This is a genomic window from Furfurilactobacillus rossiae, from assembly GCF_013394005.1.
Taxonomy (GTDB): Bacteria; Bacillota; Bacilli; order Lactobacillales; family Lactobacillaceae; genus Furfurilactobacillus; species Furfurilactobacillus rossiae.
In genome coordinates this window covers 865,767-884,855 of sequence record NZ_CP040586.1, presented here as the reverse complement: position 1 = coordinate 884,855, position 19,089 = coordinate 865,767, and the positions used below count along the sequence as shown (strand labels likewise).

Genomic DNA, 19,089 nt, shown 5'->3' with positions numbered 1-19,089 from the left:
TAACTTATAAAACAAATGGAACCATGCCGACTAGAGGATTCGAACCTCCGACCCCCGCTTTACTAGAGCGGTGCTCTGACCAACTGAGCTAAGTCGGCAACATGATGCGGATGAGAGGACTCGAACCTCCATGTCAAAAGACACTAGAACCTAAATCTAGCGCGTCTGCCAATTCCGCCACATCCGCAGCATCTGATTCTGTTCCCTCATCAGACAACTATTAGATAATATCATTTAGGCTCAAAAACTGTCAACACTGTTCCGCATTTTTCTTCAATTTTTGCCATTTATTTTTCATTAACCGTGGTTAACTGTAGTTCTTACTATTCAAATTCTGCTTACAGAAAAGCTTCCGCGTTCGGTTGTCATGGTTGAAATCATTGTGGGACCAGTTCAAGCCCCAAAACCGGTCTTTCACTTCGACTTGAAGCCTTAAAGAACAAGTCTTCAAGCTCGTCCGTGTTGTAAATACGGCAACTCCACCGAATTCACAACGCCTTCACTATAGATTTCAACCCTTCCGCTCATACTCTGACAGCCGTGCAACCAACGAAATAACAACACTAATAAAAAAACGAACCATGCTAGCCACCATAATGGTAGTCATCACATGATTCGTTTGTTTAAATTGCCGAGCAATTAGTCTTCAACGTGCTTTGCGTGAGCGTTCTCTTTAGTAATCTTAGTCACACCATGCATGTAAGGAACCAACACATCCGGAATGGTAACTGAACCATCTTCATTTTGGTAATTTTCCAAAATAGCTGCGACCGTCCGACCAACAGCTAAACCGGAACCGTTCAACGTGTGAACCAAGTGAACTTTACCATCTGCATCGCGGTAACGGATCTGTGCTCGACGCGCCTGGAAGTCTTCACAGTTAGAACAACTGGAAATTTCACGGTAAGTTTCTTGATGTGGAATCCAAACTTCAAGGTCATGCGTTTCAGCTGCAGTAAAGCTCATGTCACCGGTTGCTAAAGTAATGACGTGGTATGGCAAACCAAGTTTTTGTAGAATGTTTTCAGCATTGCCGGTCATCTTTTCCAATTCTTTATATGATTCTTCTGGCTTAACGTACTTAACCATTTCAACCTTGTTGAATTGATGCATCCGAATTAAACCACGAGTGTCACGACCAGCGGAACCTGCTTCAGAACGGAAACTTGGTGACAATGCAGTCACATAAACTGGTAATTGTGCTTCATCCAGCACTTCATCACGGTAGTAGTTTGTCAATGGCACTTCCGCAGTAGGAATTAATGTCAAATCTTGATCCTGAATTTGGAAAACGTCTTCTTTGAACTTTGGAAATTGGCCAGTACCATACATTGAAGCACTGTTGACCATATAAGGTGGAATAACTTCTTCGTAACCCTCTTCTTCATGTTGATCCAACATGAAGTTGTAAACGGCACGTTCAAGCTTGGCACCCATCCCCATGTAGTACACAAACCGAGCACCAGAGACCTTAGCTGCACGTTTGAAGTCTAAGATACCTAAGTCTTCACCAATATCCCAGTGTGCTTTCGGTTCAAAATCAAAGTGAGGAATAGCGCCCACTTTACGGTCTTCACGAGAATAATTTTCGTCCGGGCCAACAGGGTCCGTATCATGTGGGAAGTTGGGTAAGCGGGCCATCTTATCGTTGAACTCGTCCAATACATCGGCCAACCTGGTGTCTAATGCCTTAATATCAGCACCGACTTCACGCATTTCAGCAATCTGTTTATCGGCGTCTTCATGATTTCGCTTGGCAACACTGATGGCATCCGAAACCGTGTTCCGTTTAGCCTTTAATTGTTCCGTCTGCTTGAGTAAATCACGGCGTTGTTCATCCAACGCGATTACGTCGTCAATTTGCTCAGGCTTAATTGCCCGCGTTGCCAACTTTTCCTTAGCTTCATCTGGATTATTACGAATCCGTTTAATGTCTAACATTTTACTACCTCCAATTTTTTCACAAAAAAACGCCACTCATCCCATCACAATTGGGACGAATGACGTTAATTCGCGGTACCACCCAAGTTCACCATTACTGATGCTCTCGAACATGCTAACGACTTTCGCCGTGCGGGATTAACCGCCCACTTTAACTGTTGCTGGAATGATCGCGATCCGGTTCTCATCAACCACCGGCTCTCTTAATCGCAATACTAAATGCAACTGTGTTTAATATCTGTTTATGTCTATTGACAGCTTATAGCAACTAAATCGTTGGTGCAACCCCATTAATGCAAATTAAGCAGTCGCTAATTGAAGTGTGCTCAATTTTGCATCAATTTGTGCAAGAACGGCATTTGCTGCATCTGGATCTTCAACAAAGTCATACTTATCACCATCGATCCGCATTTTAGGACCATGATCATAATTGTTATACCAAGCTGTATAACGATCGTTCAATTGTTTGTAGTATTCATACAATGAAGGATCGTTATCAATTTGCTCGTATTCACGACCACGTTTTTGAATTCTCTGTAACATGGTGTCAAACGAAATGTCGATGTGGATCAAAAGATCAGGGTTCTTTTCATGTGGTGCATCTGGCAATTCCTGCATCATGTTCTCTAATAAAGAGTCATAGATGTCAACTTCTGTTTCCGTTGAACGACCTAAGTCAGCATTCAAATGAAAAAGCAATGAATCTTCATAAATTGACCGATCCATAACACTTTCATCATCGGCAAAAGAAGCTTTGATAGAATCCATCCGCTTGTTTAAGAAGTAGATTTGAAGCAAAAATGCGTACTTTTTTGGGTCCTTGTAAAATAATGGCAGAATTGGATTATCTTCCACTGATTCATAAAAGGCCTGTGTATGTAAGTGACTTGCCAATAAATCAGTTAAGCTCGTTTTTCCTGCACCAATCGTTCCTGCTAAAACAATCATGTCTTTATCTCCCCTGATCTCTATCAACCGCACCACAATGCGTGGTCAACCGTGACAGAACGTGTTTATCCTTTAACTACCTACATATTGTATCACGCTCGTAGAATCTCGCCATATATTGTAGCTTACAAATTAAAACGTAATCTTTCTGTCATAACTGAATTTACGACCTCATTTTTTATCAAAACGAGCCATACTAACAAAGATAGCCTTTTCATATTGTGCCCGACCAAAATTAAATATATTTATTTGATGACATTTAGCTTTGAATATAATAAAAAACTCGCTGGTACAAATTTTTGTATTTGTACCAAGCGAGTTCTATTTGGTTTCATGGTTAATCAAGATAAAGCTGTTCAACTATTTATTCGAATCATTTTTAGGTGCTACCGATTCGTCATTCGTCAAATCGTGAACCGCCGAAGTTGCGCTTGTGGTCTTTTTGCCCGTTTGTGCAACCGTTTCAACCGTTGCACTGCTTTCAATATCACCTGAGGCAGCCGAAGCATCAGCAGCAGTGTAACTTTCACCATTTGTTTTTGGCGTCAAGTCAACCTTGTCCAGTGGAATGATATGAGTGCGGTGACGAATCTTGTAATAACCCCACAGGATCAAGAACAATGGCACACTCATGTACGTTACCAGAATAGCTTGCAAATCGAGTTGTGCAAACGACTTCAAGTTTTGGCCAACAATAACAACGATGCCCAGCACGAATGCCAAAATCGGGCCGAATGGGAACCACTTTGCATGGTAACGGAGTTCGCTTAACTGATGTCCCTGCTTAATGAAGGCGCGGCGGAAGCGGTAATGGCTAATCGCAATCCCCAACCAAGCAATGAACCCGGTCAGGCCAGAAGCAGCAACCAGGTACATATACAACTTAGGTCCAAAAATACTGGTCAAGAAAGTTAATAATCCAATAACTGTGGTTCCAACCAACGAAGCCATAGGAATCCCGCGCTTGTTCGTTTTACCAAAGAAGCTTGGTGCGTAGCCTTCGTTTGCCAAAGAATACAACATCCGCGTGGAAGCGTACATCCCCGAGTTAGCAGATGAAATAACAGACGTTAGGATAACCGCGTTCATCACACTAGCGGCTGCAGCTAACCCTGCCCGACGGAAGACCAGCGTAAATGGACTGATGGCAATGTCTGTGGCACTTGAGCCCAACAGATCCTTGCTTGTATAAGGAATGATGCAAGCAATAACAAAGATTGCCAAAATGTAGAATAACAGAATCCGCCAGAACACTTGGCGAATCGCCTTGGGAATACTCTTTTCAGGTGTTTCACTTTCACCGGCTTCAATCCCAATTAATTCAGTCCCTTGGAATGAGAAACCAGCTACGACGAACACGGAGAGCAATGCCGGCACACCGCCAACAAATGGGGCCTTTTTATAAGTTAAGTTTGAAAAACCAGTTGCGTGACCGCCCATGATACCAAAAATCGTTAAGGTCCCAATAACTAAGAAAATCAGGACCGTGACCACTTTGATAATGGACATCCAGTACTCTGTTTCACCAAACGAACGAACCGATAATGCGTTGATAGTGAAAATAATTGCTAATGCGATCATGCTAAAGATCCATGCCGGTACGTTTGGTAACCAAAATTGCATAACTAAGGCCGCCGTCGAAACATCCACGGCTAACGTAATCGCCCAGTTAAACCAGTAATTCCACCCCATCGCGAATCCCAAAGCGGGATCCACAAACTTGGTTGAATATGCGGCAAACGAACCAGTCAGCGGCATGTAAGTTGCCATCTCACCCAAACTGGTCATTAAGAAGTAGACCATGATCCCAATTGCCACATAAGCAACCAAAGCACCACCAGGGCCAGCTGCAGAAATTGCGGAACCGGATGCAACGAACAACCCTGTTCCAATACTGCCACCTAACGCAATCATTGATAAATGTCGCGTCTTCAATTCGCGGCGAACCGCGCGATTCTCATTTTCTGCCATATCGAGTTCCTCCCATTTTCTAAAGAGAAGCACTTGATGTAATCTGAATAAATAAAAGGCCGGTCTGTTTATCATGCACAAAGACACGCTAAACAAACCGACCGTCAAATTCATCCTGGTCAATCGTTAGATAGCGCTCCGTGGCGTTTTTATTTACCACGACAGTTCGTTGATTATTCACCAACGTCCCAACAAGATACTGATACAGCAGTAACTCATTTCGGCGACGCACCCTTTAACCAAGCGTTACAGAACCTGTACGTTCTCGACCTGGCGACTCATGATTGTCGCAACCTCTTCATTCGATATAAACAGAGTATAAAAAGAAGCCCCACAAATTGCAAGGCTTTCAGCGAAAATGAAAACGTATTCATCAAATCAATCACCCATTTACCCGAGAAAACGCTAATTTTCTCCATGGAGAAGTGCCTTTAGTTTGGCAGTAAAATTCGGATAGTTAACCGTACTTTCATTCCAATCAACAGTCGGGATAATTTGTGACTGAAAAATATGGACTAAAATCCGATGAACCGATGTTTCTTGTAATACATGTTTATACTGTTGATCTGCAGCAACAAAAATGTCTGTCAACACCTGCGTGCCACGGTTAGCCAGTGGTTCAACATCATCGAATACCCGATCAATCAAGCCATTGTTGGGATATGTTTGAATATCGCCCTCTGTCGCCACCACCGCATCCCAAACAGTAATTTGACGTGAATTACGCCCCAACGTAAATCCACCTTGATTACCAGACACGGATCTAACTAGACCAGCAACGACCAATTTGCGAATGATTTTTCGCATATATGTTTGTGAACCACCCAATCTAGTGTGAATGACTTCAGATGTGATGGGTACATTCGTATCTTGGGTTGCGAGTAACGCTAAAATACATGCGGCCTGCTCAAAGCCCCTCGTTAATTGCATAATTTCTTCCTAACCTAATTATCACGATAGAGATAACTTACCATTGCCATCATAGCATACCAAACAGTAATGATAAACGTAACTCAACCATTAACCTCGATCACATTTCACTGATGCAATGCAAAATCATTTGGTGTTAACCGAAAAAAGCGCTCTGTTTTTCCTGGCGCAAAAAAATCAGTTGCAGAATGCTGAATCTCATGATCAAATTGAAACCCAAATCGCTCAAAAATACGCGCCGAGCGTTCATTATCTGAAAAGTAAGATCCCCACACCGCTTGCAACCCTTGATCAAAGCCATATGTTAAGACCGCCATCACCGCCTCAGGCATATATCCGTGACCCCAAAAATGTTCGTTAAGCATGTAGCCAATATCTCTTTCACCGTGCACCAATGCGCCATCATGTCCTGTTCTACCGTATAGCCCAACAGTACCAATAATTTGGTCCTCTGTCTGACGGGCAACACCCCAAATCCAGCGTTGCCCTAATGTTTGGCGCATTAAAAAACGCGCTTCAAATTCGTTATGAACTGGTTGGAAACCCGCCGGCATCGCAACACGTGGATTACCGACAATTTGAGTGAAAGCCGATAAATCAGATTCTCGAATACTTCGTAGCTCTAAACGTGCCGTTTTTAATGCTATTGCCATCCTCATTACCTTCCAAATCAATTTTACCGTTACATCACGAATTAGTTGCACTCCGTCACCCTTGGGCTCTATCATAAACACGAGGTGAAAGTCATGCAAATTGTCAAAAAAATGTTAAACCAGCACAGTTATTATAAAGGTTTTATGCAAGATCGACCCGGTCAACAAGGTCAAACCACTTTTCCAACTATTGTAGTTGTTCCTGGTGGTTCGTACACTCATATTCCTGAAGCACAAGCCGAAAGTGTCGCCTTAGCCTTCTTTGCCAAGGGGTTCAATGCCGTCTACTTACGGTACTCCTTCGTCGGCGAAGTCACACCCCTACTACCAGCACCGATAGTTGAACTCGGTCAAACAATTAGTCAACTCAAGCAAAATCCTGATTTGCCAATCGACAATAACGCTGTTATTCCATTTGGGATGTCGGTGGGTGGTCACATTGTGGCACTCTACAATGATTACTGGTCCTCATCCTGGTTAAGTGAGGCCACCGGCGCTACCGCCAGTGTGTTGGAACCAGCCGGCGCCATCCTTGGTTATCCCGTCATCAGCCCAGTATTAGGCTTCCCCAAGGATGAAAAAACCATTGCCCAATGGACTGACGATCCAACTAAATATGCCGCTGAACAACACGTCACCGTGAAAAACAAGCCCGTTTTCGTTTGGGTTACCAATGAAGATCAAGCAGTTCCTGTAACAAACACACTATCGTACGTTCAGGAAAGTTATAATCACAATTTACCACTTGAACTCCATGTCTTTAACCACGGACCACACGGTTTGGCACTTGCCAACAACGTTACGGCGTGGAAACCCGGGACAGATTTACCACACGTGGCCCACTGGTTAACTTTGGCCATCGAATGGGTAAACGATTTACTCAGCAAATAAGTTGTCTTCACATTAAGTTAATAGCTTATTTTTGACAAGTTATTTACAAACAGTAAATACAATTTGCACCGCAAATAAACAGTAAAACGGACATTCAGATTTCCCCTTGAATGTCCGTTTTACTGTCTGAAACCGATTTTGCTTAATGTTAAATCGGTGAATCAATAAATAAGCACTACTTTTGTCCCTAATAAAGATGACATGACACAATACGAAATGATCAACTGAAATGAAATCGTAATCGGTCACACAATATTTTTAGTCTTCTACATTTTGATCTAACACAGCTACAAAGTGTTCAAAGTATTGACTCAACTGTGTGATTTCTGTGAGACTCATTTCTTCAAGGATTGCCGCGACTGTTTTCTTTTCGTGAACATCTAATTCTTTGATCACCCGTTTTCCCTTGAGTGTAAGGTGAATGAAATGCTGACGCCGATCACCCGGACTAACCTCAACTTCAATTAGACCAAATTGCAACAACGTCTTTATTTGTGTAGAAATAGCACCCTTGGTAATATGATTTTGTTTTGCCAACACATCTAAAGTAATTCGATCATTTTTTGCAATCTGATTAATCAAGGATAATCCACGCCAGCCAACACCAAGATTTTTTCCAATGCATTTTAAATGTTGCTCAACTTTGAGAAAATCACGTAGATAACTTTCCTCCATCATTTCAATTACAATTTGTGTAGCCGTCTGCTGTTTTGCCATATTTAAACTTCCTAATGATGTGTCTAGAGTGGTTTGCGTCTGTAAGCTAGTGCCTAAAAATTCATGCGATTCAAACATTACCTCAGCTCATTATTTTTGCTCAATTCACTCATCCCTAAATCAATGTAATCAACCCCACATAAACCTCTTCTTTTGAGAAACGAGGCTAAAGAGTTACGCAATATAAAGCGTTCTCTGCTTTAATCGGCAGCAAACATGTATGAGCCAATCATTTACGATGTATTAAGCAATAATGAGTTATTGTACTGTTTGTTTCAGTACCTAAAATATTACTTCTTGTGTGCGGTTATTTTTATCAAATATTTCAATCCCAACAAGATTGTTGACAACGTCTTAGTAGATTGCACCCTTTTTAACAGTTCCATATTTCGACTAGCCAATTCATTTGCAAACTTTGCAGTAGCGTCTGATTAAAGTTTTCTGTGCACCATTGTGAAAGTTTCACATATGCTGATTTGAAAGGCTTTTGGAGCTCTTTTTATAATTGGAATTATGAGTTAAAAATTAATGTTCAAAACACTAGCCTTTTGTAAGTAAACCGTGTAAAATGCTTTTTCGTGGTCGACAAAATGACCTTTTCATCAGGCAGTGACCAGCCAATGAAAAGTGTAACTGATGAGGAGTTACCCACCCATAATATGGTCACTGTCATGATTCCTCGTGAATCAACCTGGCTGTTTCTAAACAGCACATTGCGCGTGCCATAACACTGATAAGTCACTGAACGTAACGTTTACTGAATAGTCTCTGTTATGTCACCAATAAAAAGGAGCGAGTCTCATGACAACATCAACGCTTAACGTAACTCTACACTTCGCAGAAATGAACGACCTACCAGCAATTAAAGACATCATTACTGATGCCCGTGACTTCTTGGCAGAACAAGGAATCAACCAGTGGCAAGATGGTTATCCAGAAGACAGCGTCATCGCTGGCGATATTGATTGCGGCGAAACCGTTGCTTTAAAAGACGACGAAGGCACAATTCTAGCAATTGCTTCTCTCGTGAAGGGTATCGATCACCCATACGAAGCAATCACGGATGGCACATGGCGTGTAACTGGCACAGAAACAAATTACGTGTCTATTCACCGGGTTGCCATGGCAAAAGCATCTCGTGGTCATCACTTAACACATGATTTCTTTGATCTCATGTTGGAACAGATCCGTCTTGACCCAGAAGTTGAGAGCGTACGGATTGACACTCATCCGCAAAACTTCGGCATGCAACATGTGATCGAAACGAATGGTTTTTCATACATCGGTTTGGTGCCCGTCACGGGCGGCCAACCAGACGAACGGAATGTCGCTTATGACATGGTCTTGGACCGTTAATTGAATATTCATGAAAAAAGACAATCAGCAAAATTGCTGATTGTCTTTTTTCATTATTACCTATGCGGCGCCAACAACGTGAAACCTCATGAACCCCTCTCGTTTAGTAACTTCACACATTGTGGAAGCACAAATCTAGTTTGCCCCTACTCACCTCTTTTTAATGTTCTTCTAATGCAGTATACTGTTTGCATGCATATAAAAAGGAGTGATCCATTTGAGTACTGAAATTACACCTGATCAAATTCGCCGTTACGAAAACGAATTATCAGAACGCAAGGACGCCTCTGTTTTGGAACGAGCCGTTAAGAAGAACGGTATTCTAGCAACTGCCCAAGACGACATTGCTAACGTCAACATGACACCAATTTTCTCCATTGACTTGGATACTGGTCATGTTGCCAACCAGAAGCAAAGTGGTCGTTGTTGGATGTTTGCCGCACTAAACACTATGCGCCACGCTATGAAGGATACCTTCAACCTGCCTGGTGACTTTGAATTATCCCAAAACTACACCTACTTCTGGGACAAGTTCGAAAAGGCTAACTACTTTTACGAAAACGTCATCAATACAGCTGACAAACCATTAGATGACCGTAAAGTCGCCTTTTTGATGGAAACACCTCAACAAGACGGCGGCCAATGGGACATGATTTGCGCCATCATTGAAAAATATGGAGTCGTGCCACAATCTGCAATGCCAGAAACCTTTAACTCATCTGCTTCTGGTCAGATCAATAGTTTGTTAAACCTGAAGTTACGTAAAGATGCCGTTGAATTCCGTGAACTGGTCGCTAACAAGGCCAGCCGCGCAGAAATTGACGAAATGAAAGACCGTAAGTTACAAGAAGTCTATCGCATCCTGTCTTACAGTTTCGGTGAACCTGTCACTAAGTTTGATTTCGAATACCGTGACAGTAACAAGGAATACCATATTGATCGCGGTTTAACGCCTAAAACATTCTACGACAAGTATGTTAAGTGGGATCTGTCTCAATACGTTTCTATCATCAATGCGCCAACTGATGACAAGGAATATAACAAGACCTACACCGTTGAAATGTTAGGTAACGTAGTCGGTGGCCGTGAAGTTAAACATTTGAACGTTTCAATGGAAGACTTCAAACAAATGGCCATTGCACAATTACAAGCCGGCCAAAGTGTTTGGTTCGGTTGTGATGTTGGTCAAAGTTCTGACCGTAAGAACGGCATCATGGATACTAAGGTTTACGCTAAGGATGAATTATTCGACGTTGACTTCTCCATGAGCAAAGCTGAACGATTGGACTACGGCGAAAGTCTGATGACTCACGCCATGGTATTGACTGGTGTTGATCTTGTCGATGGCAAGCCAACTAAGTGGAAGGTTGAAAACTCTTGGGGCGATAAAGTTGGTGACAAAGGTTACTTTGTCATGAGCGATGCTTGGATGGATGAATATTGTTACCAAGTTGTTGTTAACAAGAACTTCATGCCTGAAAACCTGCAAAAGGCTCAGGAACAAGAACCTAAAATGTTACAGCCTTGGGATCCAATGGGTGCCTTAGCTTAATAAGTGCACATTTAGTGCATGATAAAAACTGTGAGTTAACGCTCACAGTTTTTTCTACCTCTAGTCAAGTATTAATATAGGTCTAGCAGTATTTATGTCTTTGAATTGATTTGAACTTAGGGATTCAAAACGGTTTCTTTGCGATTTGAACAGTTTGGAATACGATTTTTGAGTACACTAAATAGACCTTAGCCATTTTATTTTTTGAGTAAGGCTAGTACACTATAGACGTAATCAGAATGATTGGCGCTTGACGCCGTATATATACATCTGATTCGTAATCACGAGATGGTAAATCGTTCGTAACAGGCGACCCATCGCAGCGATGGCAATCCTCTTAGTCCCTGACTGAGGAGATTGTTTTTTTCTGCGTTGATAAAAGTCGTTAATATGATTCGGATGGTAGTGAGCGACCGTCGCGATATTACTGATTGTGCGAAATAGTAGCTTACGGGCAAATGTGTCACCACGCTTACTGATATGGTCAGCGGCCACGAATTCGCCGGATTCATAATGGCGTAAGTCAATGCCAATAAAGGCATTGAGCTTATTAGAGCTACTGAAACGCCGAATATCGCCCAGTTCACCGATTAATAACACAGTGGTTGTCTCCGCAAATCCAGGGATACTCATTAAAATATCAAACTCTGGAAGGGACTTAGCTAACGCTGTCATGGCTTTAATCAGCTGTTGTTTATGACGGGTTAGTTCGCTGACTCGTTTAGCGTGGTAGCGCGTCTGCGACACCGACGGTGCCTCAACGCGATCCGCTGGATACGATGCTTGTGCTAGATGGAGTAATTTCTTTGCGACCATGATCGCGCGATTTAGAGAAATATTCTTGGGAGTCGTTTCCATGATTATTTTTCCTAATCCGTCTGGACTGAGTTCTTCAAGCAGATCGGGGTGTGGATAACGCTGCACGATGTTCCAGTATTGTTCGCCATCCGGTCTACTAAGCAAAGATTCTATTTCCGGGAAAGTTAATTGTAAACTACGATGTAATCGATTCTTCTCACGAACGACATCTTCATTGAGTTGTTCATAGAAGTGACTATCGTCCATCAAGTCGTGGTAAACCGGCTTCTGGTAATATTCCAATCGACGCTTTATAACGAGCTGTGTTTGAGCTAAATGCAAAGCATCGTTATTGTCTGTCTTATTTGGCCGTAGGCTATCTAACTGCTTTTTGGCAGCCAATGGATTCAAACGCGTATAAGCATAATGATTATCTTCTAGAAATCGCTGTACCCGACGAGAGTATACACCTGTGGCTTCAAACACGATTTGCGGTTTTGCGTACTCTTTCATCTCTTTGAGTAAGTTTTGAAAGCCAAACCAGTTATTATCAATCTTGAATTGTTTAACGGTGACACCATCATTCACTATGGCTACTGCCGAAGTAGCCTTACTAACATCAAGACCAAATGCGACTGTCATTTGATTCACCATCTTTCTGAAGTTGTTCCACGTTAATATGATCAATTTAATTTTCAAAACACGACCTGAAGGCCAACAGACTAAGAACAAATTTGGATCATACCGGTGAAGTTGCCATTTTTTATTACGACGTCAAAGCGCCAAAAACTACCACGGCTTGTCAACTTCACCACCACTTTAACAGAAACTAAAAGTGGCGAGAAACGATTCCGTCGAATCATTTCTCGCCACTAAGGTTAGTCTGTTTTTATTTGCCATTTTCCACGGCCCTTTACTTTTTCTTTTCTAGCTTTTAAGCTCCCTTTATGTTGCATTCAATATGATTAATCATGTTCCAAAGTAATCGGAACGAACTAAACATCTTGTGTTCGAATGGAGTGATCGATATGTTAAAAGATTCTCGTGATTTAATTTCAGCAAAAGTTATTGTGGCACAATGCCCTACCCTTGTGGCCGAAACAGAAACTGGTCAAAAGTTTGAAGTGAACGTCACACGCCAACAAAAGCGTGATCCATTATTTTGGGCCACCATCGCTGACATTTTACGTGAAGGAATCTGGGTACCTGTTACCAAGACTTATCACCAACTCTGTGACAACGGTTGGCTAGTTAATCCATCCAATCGTTTAGTTCCAGCAGTCGCATCGGAAGGCATTTTCGACTACAATAATCAAAAGTAAACCAATGCCAAACTAAATTTACATTTTGATAAAACAAGTTTAACAACTAGGGAATTATTATCTTCGAGGGGGAGACAAATTATGCAACAACTTGCACGAGGCTTAATTGTTGAAGATGACCACACTGTGTCAGACAGCATCAAGGAACTGCTTACCGACGTGATTGCTTGTGACCAGGCATTTGACGGTGAAGACGGTGAATTCATGGCCACTCAGGGAATTTACGATCTCATCATTCTCGATTGGATGTTGCCACTGGAAAGTGGTCTGGATGTACTCAAGGCCATTCGCGAACAGCACTTAGATGTACCTGTTTTGTTTTTAACCGCCAAGGACGGTTTGGATGACAAAATTCGTGGCTTTAACTTAGGTGCAGATGACTATCTCACTAAGCCTTTCCATCGTGAAGAACTTCTGTTAAGGGTGCGAGCACTACTAAAACGTAGTGGTAGCTTTCTAAACGAAAATATTCTAACTATGGGTAGCATCAGTATCAATTTACAAAACCATGCCGTTACTGTTAATGACAACCCTGTGCAATTGAACGGCAAAGAATTCGATTTACTGGTGTACTTTATTCAGAATCAGGGAACGATTGTGACCAAAGATCAAATCTTTGATCGCCTCTGGGGATTTGATTCTGAAACATCCATTACAGTAGTCGAAGTTTACGTTTCAAACCTCAGAAAGAAACTCAAGCCAACCGGTGCGGACGCATACATCAAAACATTGCGTAACGCTGGTTACCTTGTGGGAGCAGAACAGTGAAAACGAAACAAGCACAACACGCCTTCGGCAAACAACAATGGTGGCTATTCGTCAGTGAACTCATCAGTTTCGCCGTCATCTTTCTTACATTAGGCACTATCTTGTGGCAGGTTTTTCAGCCGTCTATTTATCAAAGTGTTACTCGTGGAATTAAGGTGCAACGGCAAATATTGCTTGGCCAACGTGTCACTGGCGGTCCGGCTAGCCAGGACGCATACCGGGCCATTGCTTTTCGAACGTCACTGCTGGTGTTTGACTCAGACGGTACACTCATCAATGGCAATCCGATGGCTGGCACACCAAACGCAAATAACTCAGCTAACCAGCCGAAAAAAAAGAAAAAGACGGGTTCTCAAAACGATTATGTTAATGTGCTTCAGCAAATCAAACTCAATCCACATCATTTGAATGAACTGCGCGACATCCGCGTGAACGGCCAAAACAACTTTCGCACGATGACAATCAAAGTTCCGGCTGCTAACAATGCGTTGGGTTATGGCGGCTACTACGTGATGATTGTGACTAACACCGATTCTGAACACGTTTCTGTCGATGTATTCAAACGCACGCTATTGTGGACGATGGTGACCTTCTGGTTAATTTCAATCTTACTGAGTTATGTGCTGGCGCGTCTCAATATGCGGCCAATTCTCCGATCTTGGCAACGACAGCGCGAATTCGTAGCCAATGCTGCCCATGAATTACGGACACCACTGACTGTCATCCAAAATAAACTCGAAATGATGTTAACCCGCCCAAATGATAAGGTCATGGATCAAACCGAACAAATCACCATGTCCCTGTCTGAAGTAAGACGTTTGAATTCGCTAACCAGTGACTTACTGTTACTAGCGCGTTCAGATTCGGATATGACACAGATTCGAACCGAGTCTGTCGCGATGGCGCCATTTTTGGAAACGGTCATTCAACCGTACTCAGAAATTGCGGACAGCCAGGATAAACACTTTGAGGAAAACATTCAGCTTGACCGCGATTTAGTGATCGACAAGCAACGAATCCACCAATTGATTGTCATTTTCTTGGATAACGCGCTGAAATACACCGAGGCAGGTGCAACAATCAGTTTCTCGGCTCGAGTCGTTAACAATCGTTGGGAACTTCAAGTAAAAGACACGGGTATAGGCATCAAAGACCAAGATAAAGCGCACGTTTTTGACCGCTTCTATCGTGTTGATAAATCAAGAAGTCGCGCCACCGGCGGCAACGGTCTCGGTCTCTCTATTGCTAAGTGGATCATTGACAGTCACCGTGGTAAAGTCACTGTCACTGATAATCATCCACAAGGAACCATTTTTACCATTAGCTTCCCACTAACAAAGCCAAAAAAATAAGGGGTTTCCGACATGTGCTCACGCAAATGTTGGCAATCCCTTTTGTTATAGTTAAAAATCACAAAATCTGTTTATTAATTACATTTAAATGTTCATCAAACGTATAGTGGATTGGCTCTGCATTGGGTACCTCGACCTTACTAATGTCTGCGTCGCTAACATGGTCCAAATACTTGATTAACGCTCTCAGGGTGCTGCCATGAGCCACAACCAGTTGATTGTGACCATCAAGGAGACGTGGTGCGATTTCGTCCACCCAATATGGTATCAAACGGTCATAGGCCATGGCTAAACTTTCACCACGCGTCAAAATCGTCTTTGGAAAACTAGCGTATCGCCTGTCGTCCAAATGATCTGGCTGGTCCAAAAGTGGCGGCACAACGTTGAAACTTCTGCGCCACTTGGCCACCTGGTCTGCACCGAACTGAATTCGTGTTTGATCTTTATTAAGTCCACGTAAGGCGCCATAATGACGCTCGTTTAAACGCCAACTTTTGTGTTCAGGAATCCAAAGTTGATGAATTTCGTCCAGTACTAGGTGGGTTGTTTGTATTGCACGTTGTAGCAAAGAAGTATGCACATCTGTAAATTGTAACCCAGTTGATGCCAGAACTTTGCCAGCCTGCTGTGCCTGCTCGATTCCCTTAGGTGTCAACGGAACGTCGGTCCACCCTGTATAAATATTGTCACGATTTGCCGTACTCTCACCATGACGAATAATAACCAACTCTACCATTTCTCTCATCCCAACTCGTCTTAATTCTTCTACTTAGCCTGACGTGTTATTAGTTCACACTAATTATCGTACCATGCCAGTAAGGTGAAGTGAAACTAGTTCAAACAAAAAAGAATCGCCACAAGGACGATTCTCGTAATAAAATTCAATTTAGAAGTGGATGTATCCAGCAGCTTCGCTAGCAGAGATAGTCCGTGCGTTGTAGGATTGACCATTGAAGTTACCTTCGATGATGTTAACCGTACCGTTACCGTTAACGCCAGTAACATAAGCAACGTGCATGTAGCCAAAGAATGCAACTGAACCGGCAGTTGGTGTTTGGTTAACTGCAACGCCACGAGCAGCAGCGTTAGCACCCCAAGCATTACCATTACCAAGGTAAGCCCACTTAGAACTAGAAATACCTTCAGCCTGTAAGATACCAGCTACAAAGGCAGTACATTGGCCAGCTGGGTAACCTTGAACACCGCTGTAGAAGCCGGCAGTACCGGCAGCCTGAGCACCACCAAAGGCAGTTGAGGCTGCAGCAGGTGCTGGCGTGTTGACATTAGTCGCTGTAGTGTCATTGTTTGTAGCAGGTGCGGCTTGTGAAGTCTGAGCTTGTGAGGCTTGGGAAGCTGGTGCTTGGGAAGCAGCCTGACTAGCAACACTAGTTGCCTGTGAAGCCTGAGATGCAGGTGCTTGGCTAGCTTGTGATGCTTGGCTTGCCTGTGAAGCAGGTGCTTGGCTAGCTTGCGATGCTTGACTAGCTTGTGAAGCAGGTGCTTGGCTAGCAGCTTGTGAAGCAGGTGCTTGGCTAGCAGCTTGTGAAGCAGTACCAGTTGTGTGCAGTACTTGACCAACCATCAAAACGTTAACGTTTGAGATACCGTTCAATGAAGCTAAGTCAGAAACTGACTTACCTGTTTTAGAAGCGATGGCATTTAACGTGTCACCAGCAACAACTGTATAGTCTCCGTTAGCATCAGCACTGGTAGCTGATGTTGCAGCTTGACTTGTGGCCTGACTAGCAGTTGGCGCAGCTTGACTAGCTTGTGATGATGACGTCTTGCTGTCATTATCATCAGGAATAATCAAGTCCTGGTCAACATAGATTAAGTTGGCATCAGTCAAATGGTTCGCCTGCACAATGGCATCAACAGTGGTGTGGTTTTTTTGTGCAAAGGCCCACACAGTGTCACCTTTAATTGATTTTACAGTTGAAGCATTAGCTGATAATTGAACACCAGCCAAGACGCTGGCAGCACCAGCAGTTGTTAATAATACATTTTTAATAGACTTTTTCACGTTATTCACTCCTAAACAATTCATCCCGTTTGAACGACTCTATGTAGCAATTACTGTGATTAATACTAGTCTTCGCGTGTAACAGGTCCATACCAGCCATATAACACTTTGTTACGAATGTTACAGCAGTGTTACATCGTACCGTGAAAAGTTCTTGAAAACGCGGTTTAACGCAACTTATTGTCAAACATGCGGGCACAAAAAAATTAAGAAAAAGTGAAGTTATTACGAATTTCCTAAGGATCAAACCACTTTTTGAATTAAAACCATCATGATTGGGACCACGATAAGTGACATTAGTGTCGTTTCTGTAACCATAATTGATGCAAAATCAGCGTCTGCATGATACAACTTAGCAACCACAGGTGCGTTTGTCATTACCGGCATACAGGACTGCAGAATGAAAACTTGCTTCATCAGTGTCGGCATGTCTGCATGCATAACAAGTAATATCATCAAAACCGGCGCAAAGATGAACCGCCCAGACAAGACACCCAAGCTGCTTCGATTCAACCGCATATTCTTAAGGCCCGCATTGTACACGGAAACACCTATGAAGAGCATGGATAACGGTATCGTCAAACCACCCAGATACGTGAACGTTTGGTTCAAGAATTTTGGCAAATGCACATTGATCAAGACAAGAACAACCCCAATCATGAACCCAATCAGTGGCGCAGAGAAAATTTTACGCAAAATCATGCCAAACGTAAGATGCTCTCCCACTGAGCCATCACGTTGAATAAAGTAAACGCCGATCGTCCAAAAGATCGTCGTATTGGCCATGTAATATACCAAAACGTATGGCAAGCTCTTAGTGCCAAAGATGGCCATGTTAATTGGTAGCCCAACAAACACCGTGTTGGAATTAAAAAACATGGAGGTAAAAAGCCCCCTGCGGCTGGGATCGATTCGCAACACATACACCAGTCCCCACGCAAGAATCATCAGCAGCATCATTGAAATGACAGGGAAACGTAAATCAGGCAATAAGGCATACAATTCGCGTTTGGAAAAATCCCGTGTAATAGAAATTATCATGTATGGGGGCAAAGCTATCTGGGTGACCAACTTAGCCAACAATCTCGTTGAGTTCTCATTGAACCACCCTTTGCCTGCGAGGACATATCCCACAGTCACCATCAGAATAATAATTAAAACACCCTGTGCACTTTCAAAAAAGATTCCCATGAATTTACAGTCATTCTTTCTATTAGTTAATATTTTAGTTAATGATTTCTAGTATAGCACTCCCTTTTAACGTGATTAAAAAGCAAAAACACCACATACTGCCAGCAAGTGACAGTACATGGCGTTTACAATTTTGACGGTTAATTACTGTTGCTTTTGTTTCCTTGATGTGGGCGCCGGGTGAACAGTGCCTTTAGATTACGGCGCATAACCTGAAAGAACGTCAGCGAACGAACAATATGATCCGCATCAACGTGATTACGAATGGCACGAAGCACAGCTTTAGGATGTCGTGAGGAAAACTTGTAAGTTCCGTTCCGAGTTGTTTGAAGCGCATAACGAGGAATCACTTTACCCTTGAACATCACAGAGGCGATCACTAAATCGACATCCTCCCATGGAATCTGGATAAACTTATTGCTGTCACGATCGTTGTAAAACTCAAAGGCCTTATCACCGACCATAATCTTGCCGTAGTCGCCCAGCCCCATATAGGAAGTACCATCGATAACCATTTCAACCTTTGTATTCAGTGATTCAACCATGTTCTTCTCTCCTAACCTGTATTCAAACGCCTATCCGCATCATACTACGTTAATCACGATTTTCAAACGCAGCAACAATAACTTATTTATAATGCCAAGGGCACTTACTTTCGGTTGCCCGAAAATGAGTG

18 protein-coding genes, 2 tRNA genes and 1 riboswitch are annotated in these 19,089 nt (G+C 42.7%); of the genes, 7 read left to right on the top strand and 13 right to left on the bottom strand.

The window, feature by feature from the left end; genetic code table 11:
- Positions 1-24: 24 nt before the first annotated feature.
- The 7 genes from LROSL1_RS04110 to LROSL1_RS04080 form a co-directional block, all read right to left on the bottom strand.
- A tRNA-Thr gene (locus tag LROSL1_RS04110) sits at positions 25-98 on the bottom strand.
- 7 nt (positions 99-105) lie between these two features.
- Positions 106-187, bottom strand: a tRNA-Leu gene (locus LROSL1_RS04105).
- Between the two features lie 452 nt (positions 188-639).
- Positions 640-1,941: a serine--tRNA ligase gene (gene serS / locus LROSL1_RS04100; RefSeq protein WP_178913838.1), complete on the bottom strand. Its 1,302-nt coding sequence runs from the start codon at positions 1,939-1,941 to the stop codon at positions 640-642.
- 300 nt (positions 1,942-2,241) lie between these two features.
- Positions 2,242-2,889 carry a deoxynucleoside kinase gene (locus LROSL1_RS04095; protein WP_017262628.1) on the bottom strand — a complete coding sequence of 216 codons (648 nt, stop codon included), beginning with the start codon at positions 2,887-2,889 and terminating at the stop codon, positions 2,242-2,244.
- Positions 2,890-3,249: 360 nt separating this feature from the next.
- Positions 3,250-4,860: an amino acid permease gene (locus tag LROSL1_RS04090; protein WP_178913837.1), complete on the bottom strand. Its 1,611-nt coding sequence runs from the start codon at positions 4,858-4,860 to the stop codon at positions 3,250-3,252.
- A gap of 123 nt (positions 4,861-4,983) precedes the next feature.
- Positions 4,984-5,167, bottom strand: a riboswitch (Lysine riboswitch).
- 98 nt (positions 5,168-5,265) lie between these two features.
- A complete protein-coding gene (locus LROSL1_RS04085) occupies positions 5,266-5,790 on the bottom strand; it encodes an Rrf2 family transcriptional regulator (protein WP_017262625.1) in 525 nt (174 codons plus the stop codon).
- Positions 5,791-5,897: 107 nt separating this feature from the next.
- Positions 5,898-6,443 carry a GNAT family N-acetyltransferase gene (locus tag LROSL1_RS04080; protein ID WP_017262624.1) on the bottom strand — a complete coding sequence of 182 codons (546 nt, stop codon included), beginning with the start codon at positions 6,441-6,443 and terminating at the stop codon, positions 5,898-5,900.
- A gap of 93 nt (positions 6,444-6,536) precedes the next feature.
- Between LROSL1_RS04080 and LROSL1_RS04075 the strand changes: the two genes are divergently transcribed.
- Positions 6,537-7,334 carry a lp_1002 family arylesterase gene (locus tag LROSL1_RS04075; protein WP_017262623.1) on the top strand — a complete coding sequence of 266 codons (798 nt, stop codon included), beginning with the start codon at positions 6,537-6,539 and terminating at the stop codon, positions 7,332-7,334.
- Between the two features lie 258 nt (positions 7,335-7,592).
- On the opposite strand, the gene LROSL1_RS04070 is transcribed toward LROSL1_RS04075, so the two are convergent.
- Complete coding sequence (locus LROSL1_RS04070; RefSeq protein ID WP_178913836.1) at positions 7,593-8,051, bottom strand: MarR family winged helix-turn-helix transcriptional regulator; 459 nt, start codon at positions 8,049-8,051, stop codon at positions 7,593-7,595.
- Between the two features lie 590 nt (positions 8,052-8,641).
- On the opposite strand from LROSL1_RS04070, the gene LROSL1_RS04065 reads away from it, so the two are divergent.
- The 3 genes from LROSL1_RS04065 (at position 8,642) to LROSL1_RS04055 (ending at position 10,959) form a co-directional block, all read left to right on the top strand.
- Entirely contained in the window at positions 8,642-8,779 is a 138-nt protein-coding gene (locus tag LROSL1_RS04065) for a hypothetical protein (RefSeq protein WP_155817618.1), read from the top strand.
- 73 nt (positions 8,780-8,852) lie between these two features.
- Entirely contained in the window at positions 8,853-9,407 is a 555-nt protein-coding gene (locus LROSL1_RS04060) for a GNAT family N-acetyltransferase (protein WP_178913835.1), read from the top strand.
- Between the two features lie 229 nt (positions 9,408-9,636).
- Positions 9,637-10,959 (top strand): C1 family peptidase, encoded by a 1,323-nt coding sequence (locus LROSL1_RS04055; protein WP_404825512.1) that lies wholly within the window; start codon positions 9,637-9,639, stop codon positions 10,957-10,959.
- A 234-nt stretch (positions 10,960-11,193) separates the two neighbouring features.
- Here LROSL1_RS04055 and LROSL1_RS04050 read toward each other — a convergent pair whose 3' ends face one another.
- Positions 11,194-12,399 carry an IS110 family RNA-guided transposase gene (locus LROSL1_RS04050; protein WP_225440509.1) on the bottom strand — a complete coding sequence of 402 codons (1,206 nt, stop codon included), beginning with the start codon at positions 12,397-12,399 and terminating at the stop codon, positions 11,194-11,196.
- A 386-nt stretch (positions 12,400-12,785) separates the two neighbouring features.
- Between LROSL1_RS04050 and LROSL1_RS04045 the strand changes: the two genes are divergently transcribed.
- The 3 genes from LROSL1_RS04045 to LROSL1_RS04035 all read left to right on the top strand — a co-directional run bounded on the left by LROSL1_RS04045 (position 12,786) and on the right by LROSL1_RS04035 (position 15,199).
- Entirely contained in the window at positions 12,786-13,079 is a 294-nt protein-coding gene (locus LROSL1_RS04045; RefSeq protein WP_178913834.1) for a hypothetical protein, read from the top strand.
- Positions 13,080-13,160: 81 nt separating this feature from the next.
- Positions 13,161-13,847, top strand: a complete 687-nt coding sequence (locus LROSL1_RS04040; protein ID WP_017262618.1) for a response regulator transcription factor — start codon at positions 13,161-13,163, stop codon at positions 13,845-13,847.
- A complete protein-coding gene (locus LROSL1_RS04035; RefSeq protein WP_178913833.1) occupies positions 13,844-15,199 on the top strand; it encodes a sensor histidine kinase in 1,356 nt (451 codons plus the stop codon). Before LROSL1_RS04040 ends, LROSL1_RS04035 begins: the two co-directional genes overlap by 4 nt.
- 58 nt (positions 15,200-15,257) lie before the next feature.
- Here LROSL1_RS04035 and LROSL1_RS04030 read toward each other — a convergent pair whose 3' ends face one another.
- The 4 genes from LROSL1_RS04030 to LROSL1_RS04015 all read right to left on the bottom strand — a co-directional run bounded on the left by LROSL1_RS04030 (position 15,258) and on the right by LROSL1_RS04015 (position 18,958).
- Positions 15,258-15,935, bottom strand: a complete 678-nt coding sequence (locus LROSL1_RS04030; RefSeq protein ID WP_017262616.1) for a 2,3-bisphosphoglycerate-dependent phosphoglycerate mutase — start codon at positions 15,933-15,935, stop codon at positions 15,258-15,260.
- Positions 15,936-16,085: 150 nt separating this feature from the next.
- A complete protein-coding gene (locus tag LROSL1_RS04025; RefSeq protein WP_178913832.1) occupies positions 16,086-17,222 on the bottom strand; it encodes a LysM peptidoglycan-binding domain-containing protein in 1,137 nt (378 codons plus the stop codon).
- Positions 17,223-17,465: 243 nt separating this feature from the next.
- Positions 17,466-18,413 carry an AEC family transporter gene (locus LROSL1_RS04020; protein ID WP_178913831.1) on the bottom strand — a complete coding sequence of 316 codons (948 nt, stop codon included), beginning with the start codon at positions 18,411-18,413 and terminating at the stop codon, positions 17,466-17,468.
- Between the two features lie 140 nt (positions 18,414-18,553).
- On the bottom strand, positions 18,554-18,958 hold the full coding sequence (locus tag LROSL1_RS04015; RefSeq protein ID WP_178913830.1) for a DUF956 family protein: 405 nt from the start codon (positions 18,956-18,958) through the stop codon (positions 18,554-18,556).
- Positions 18,959-19,089: the final 131 nt, after the last annotated feature.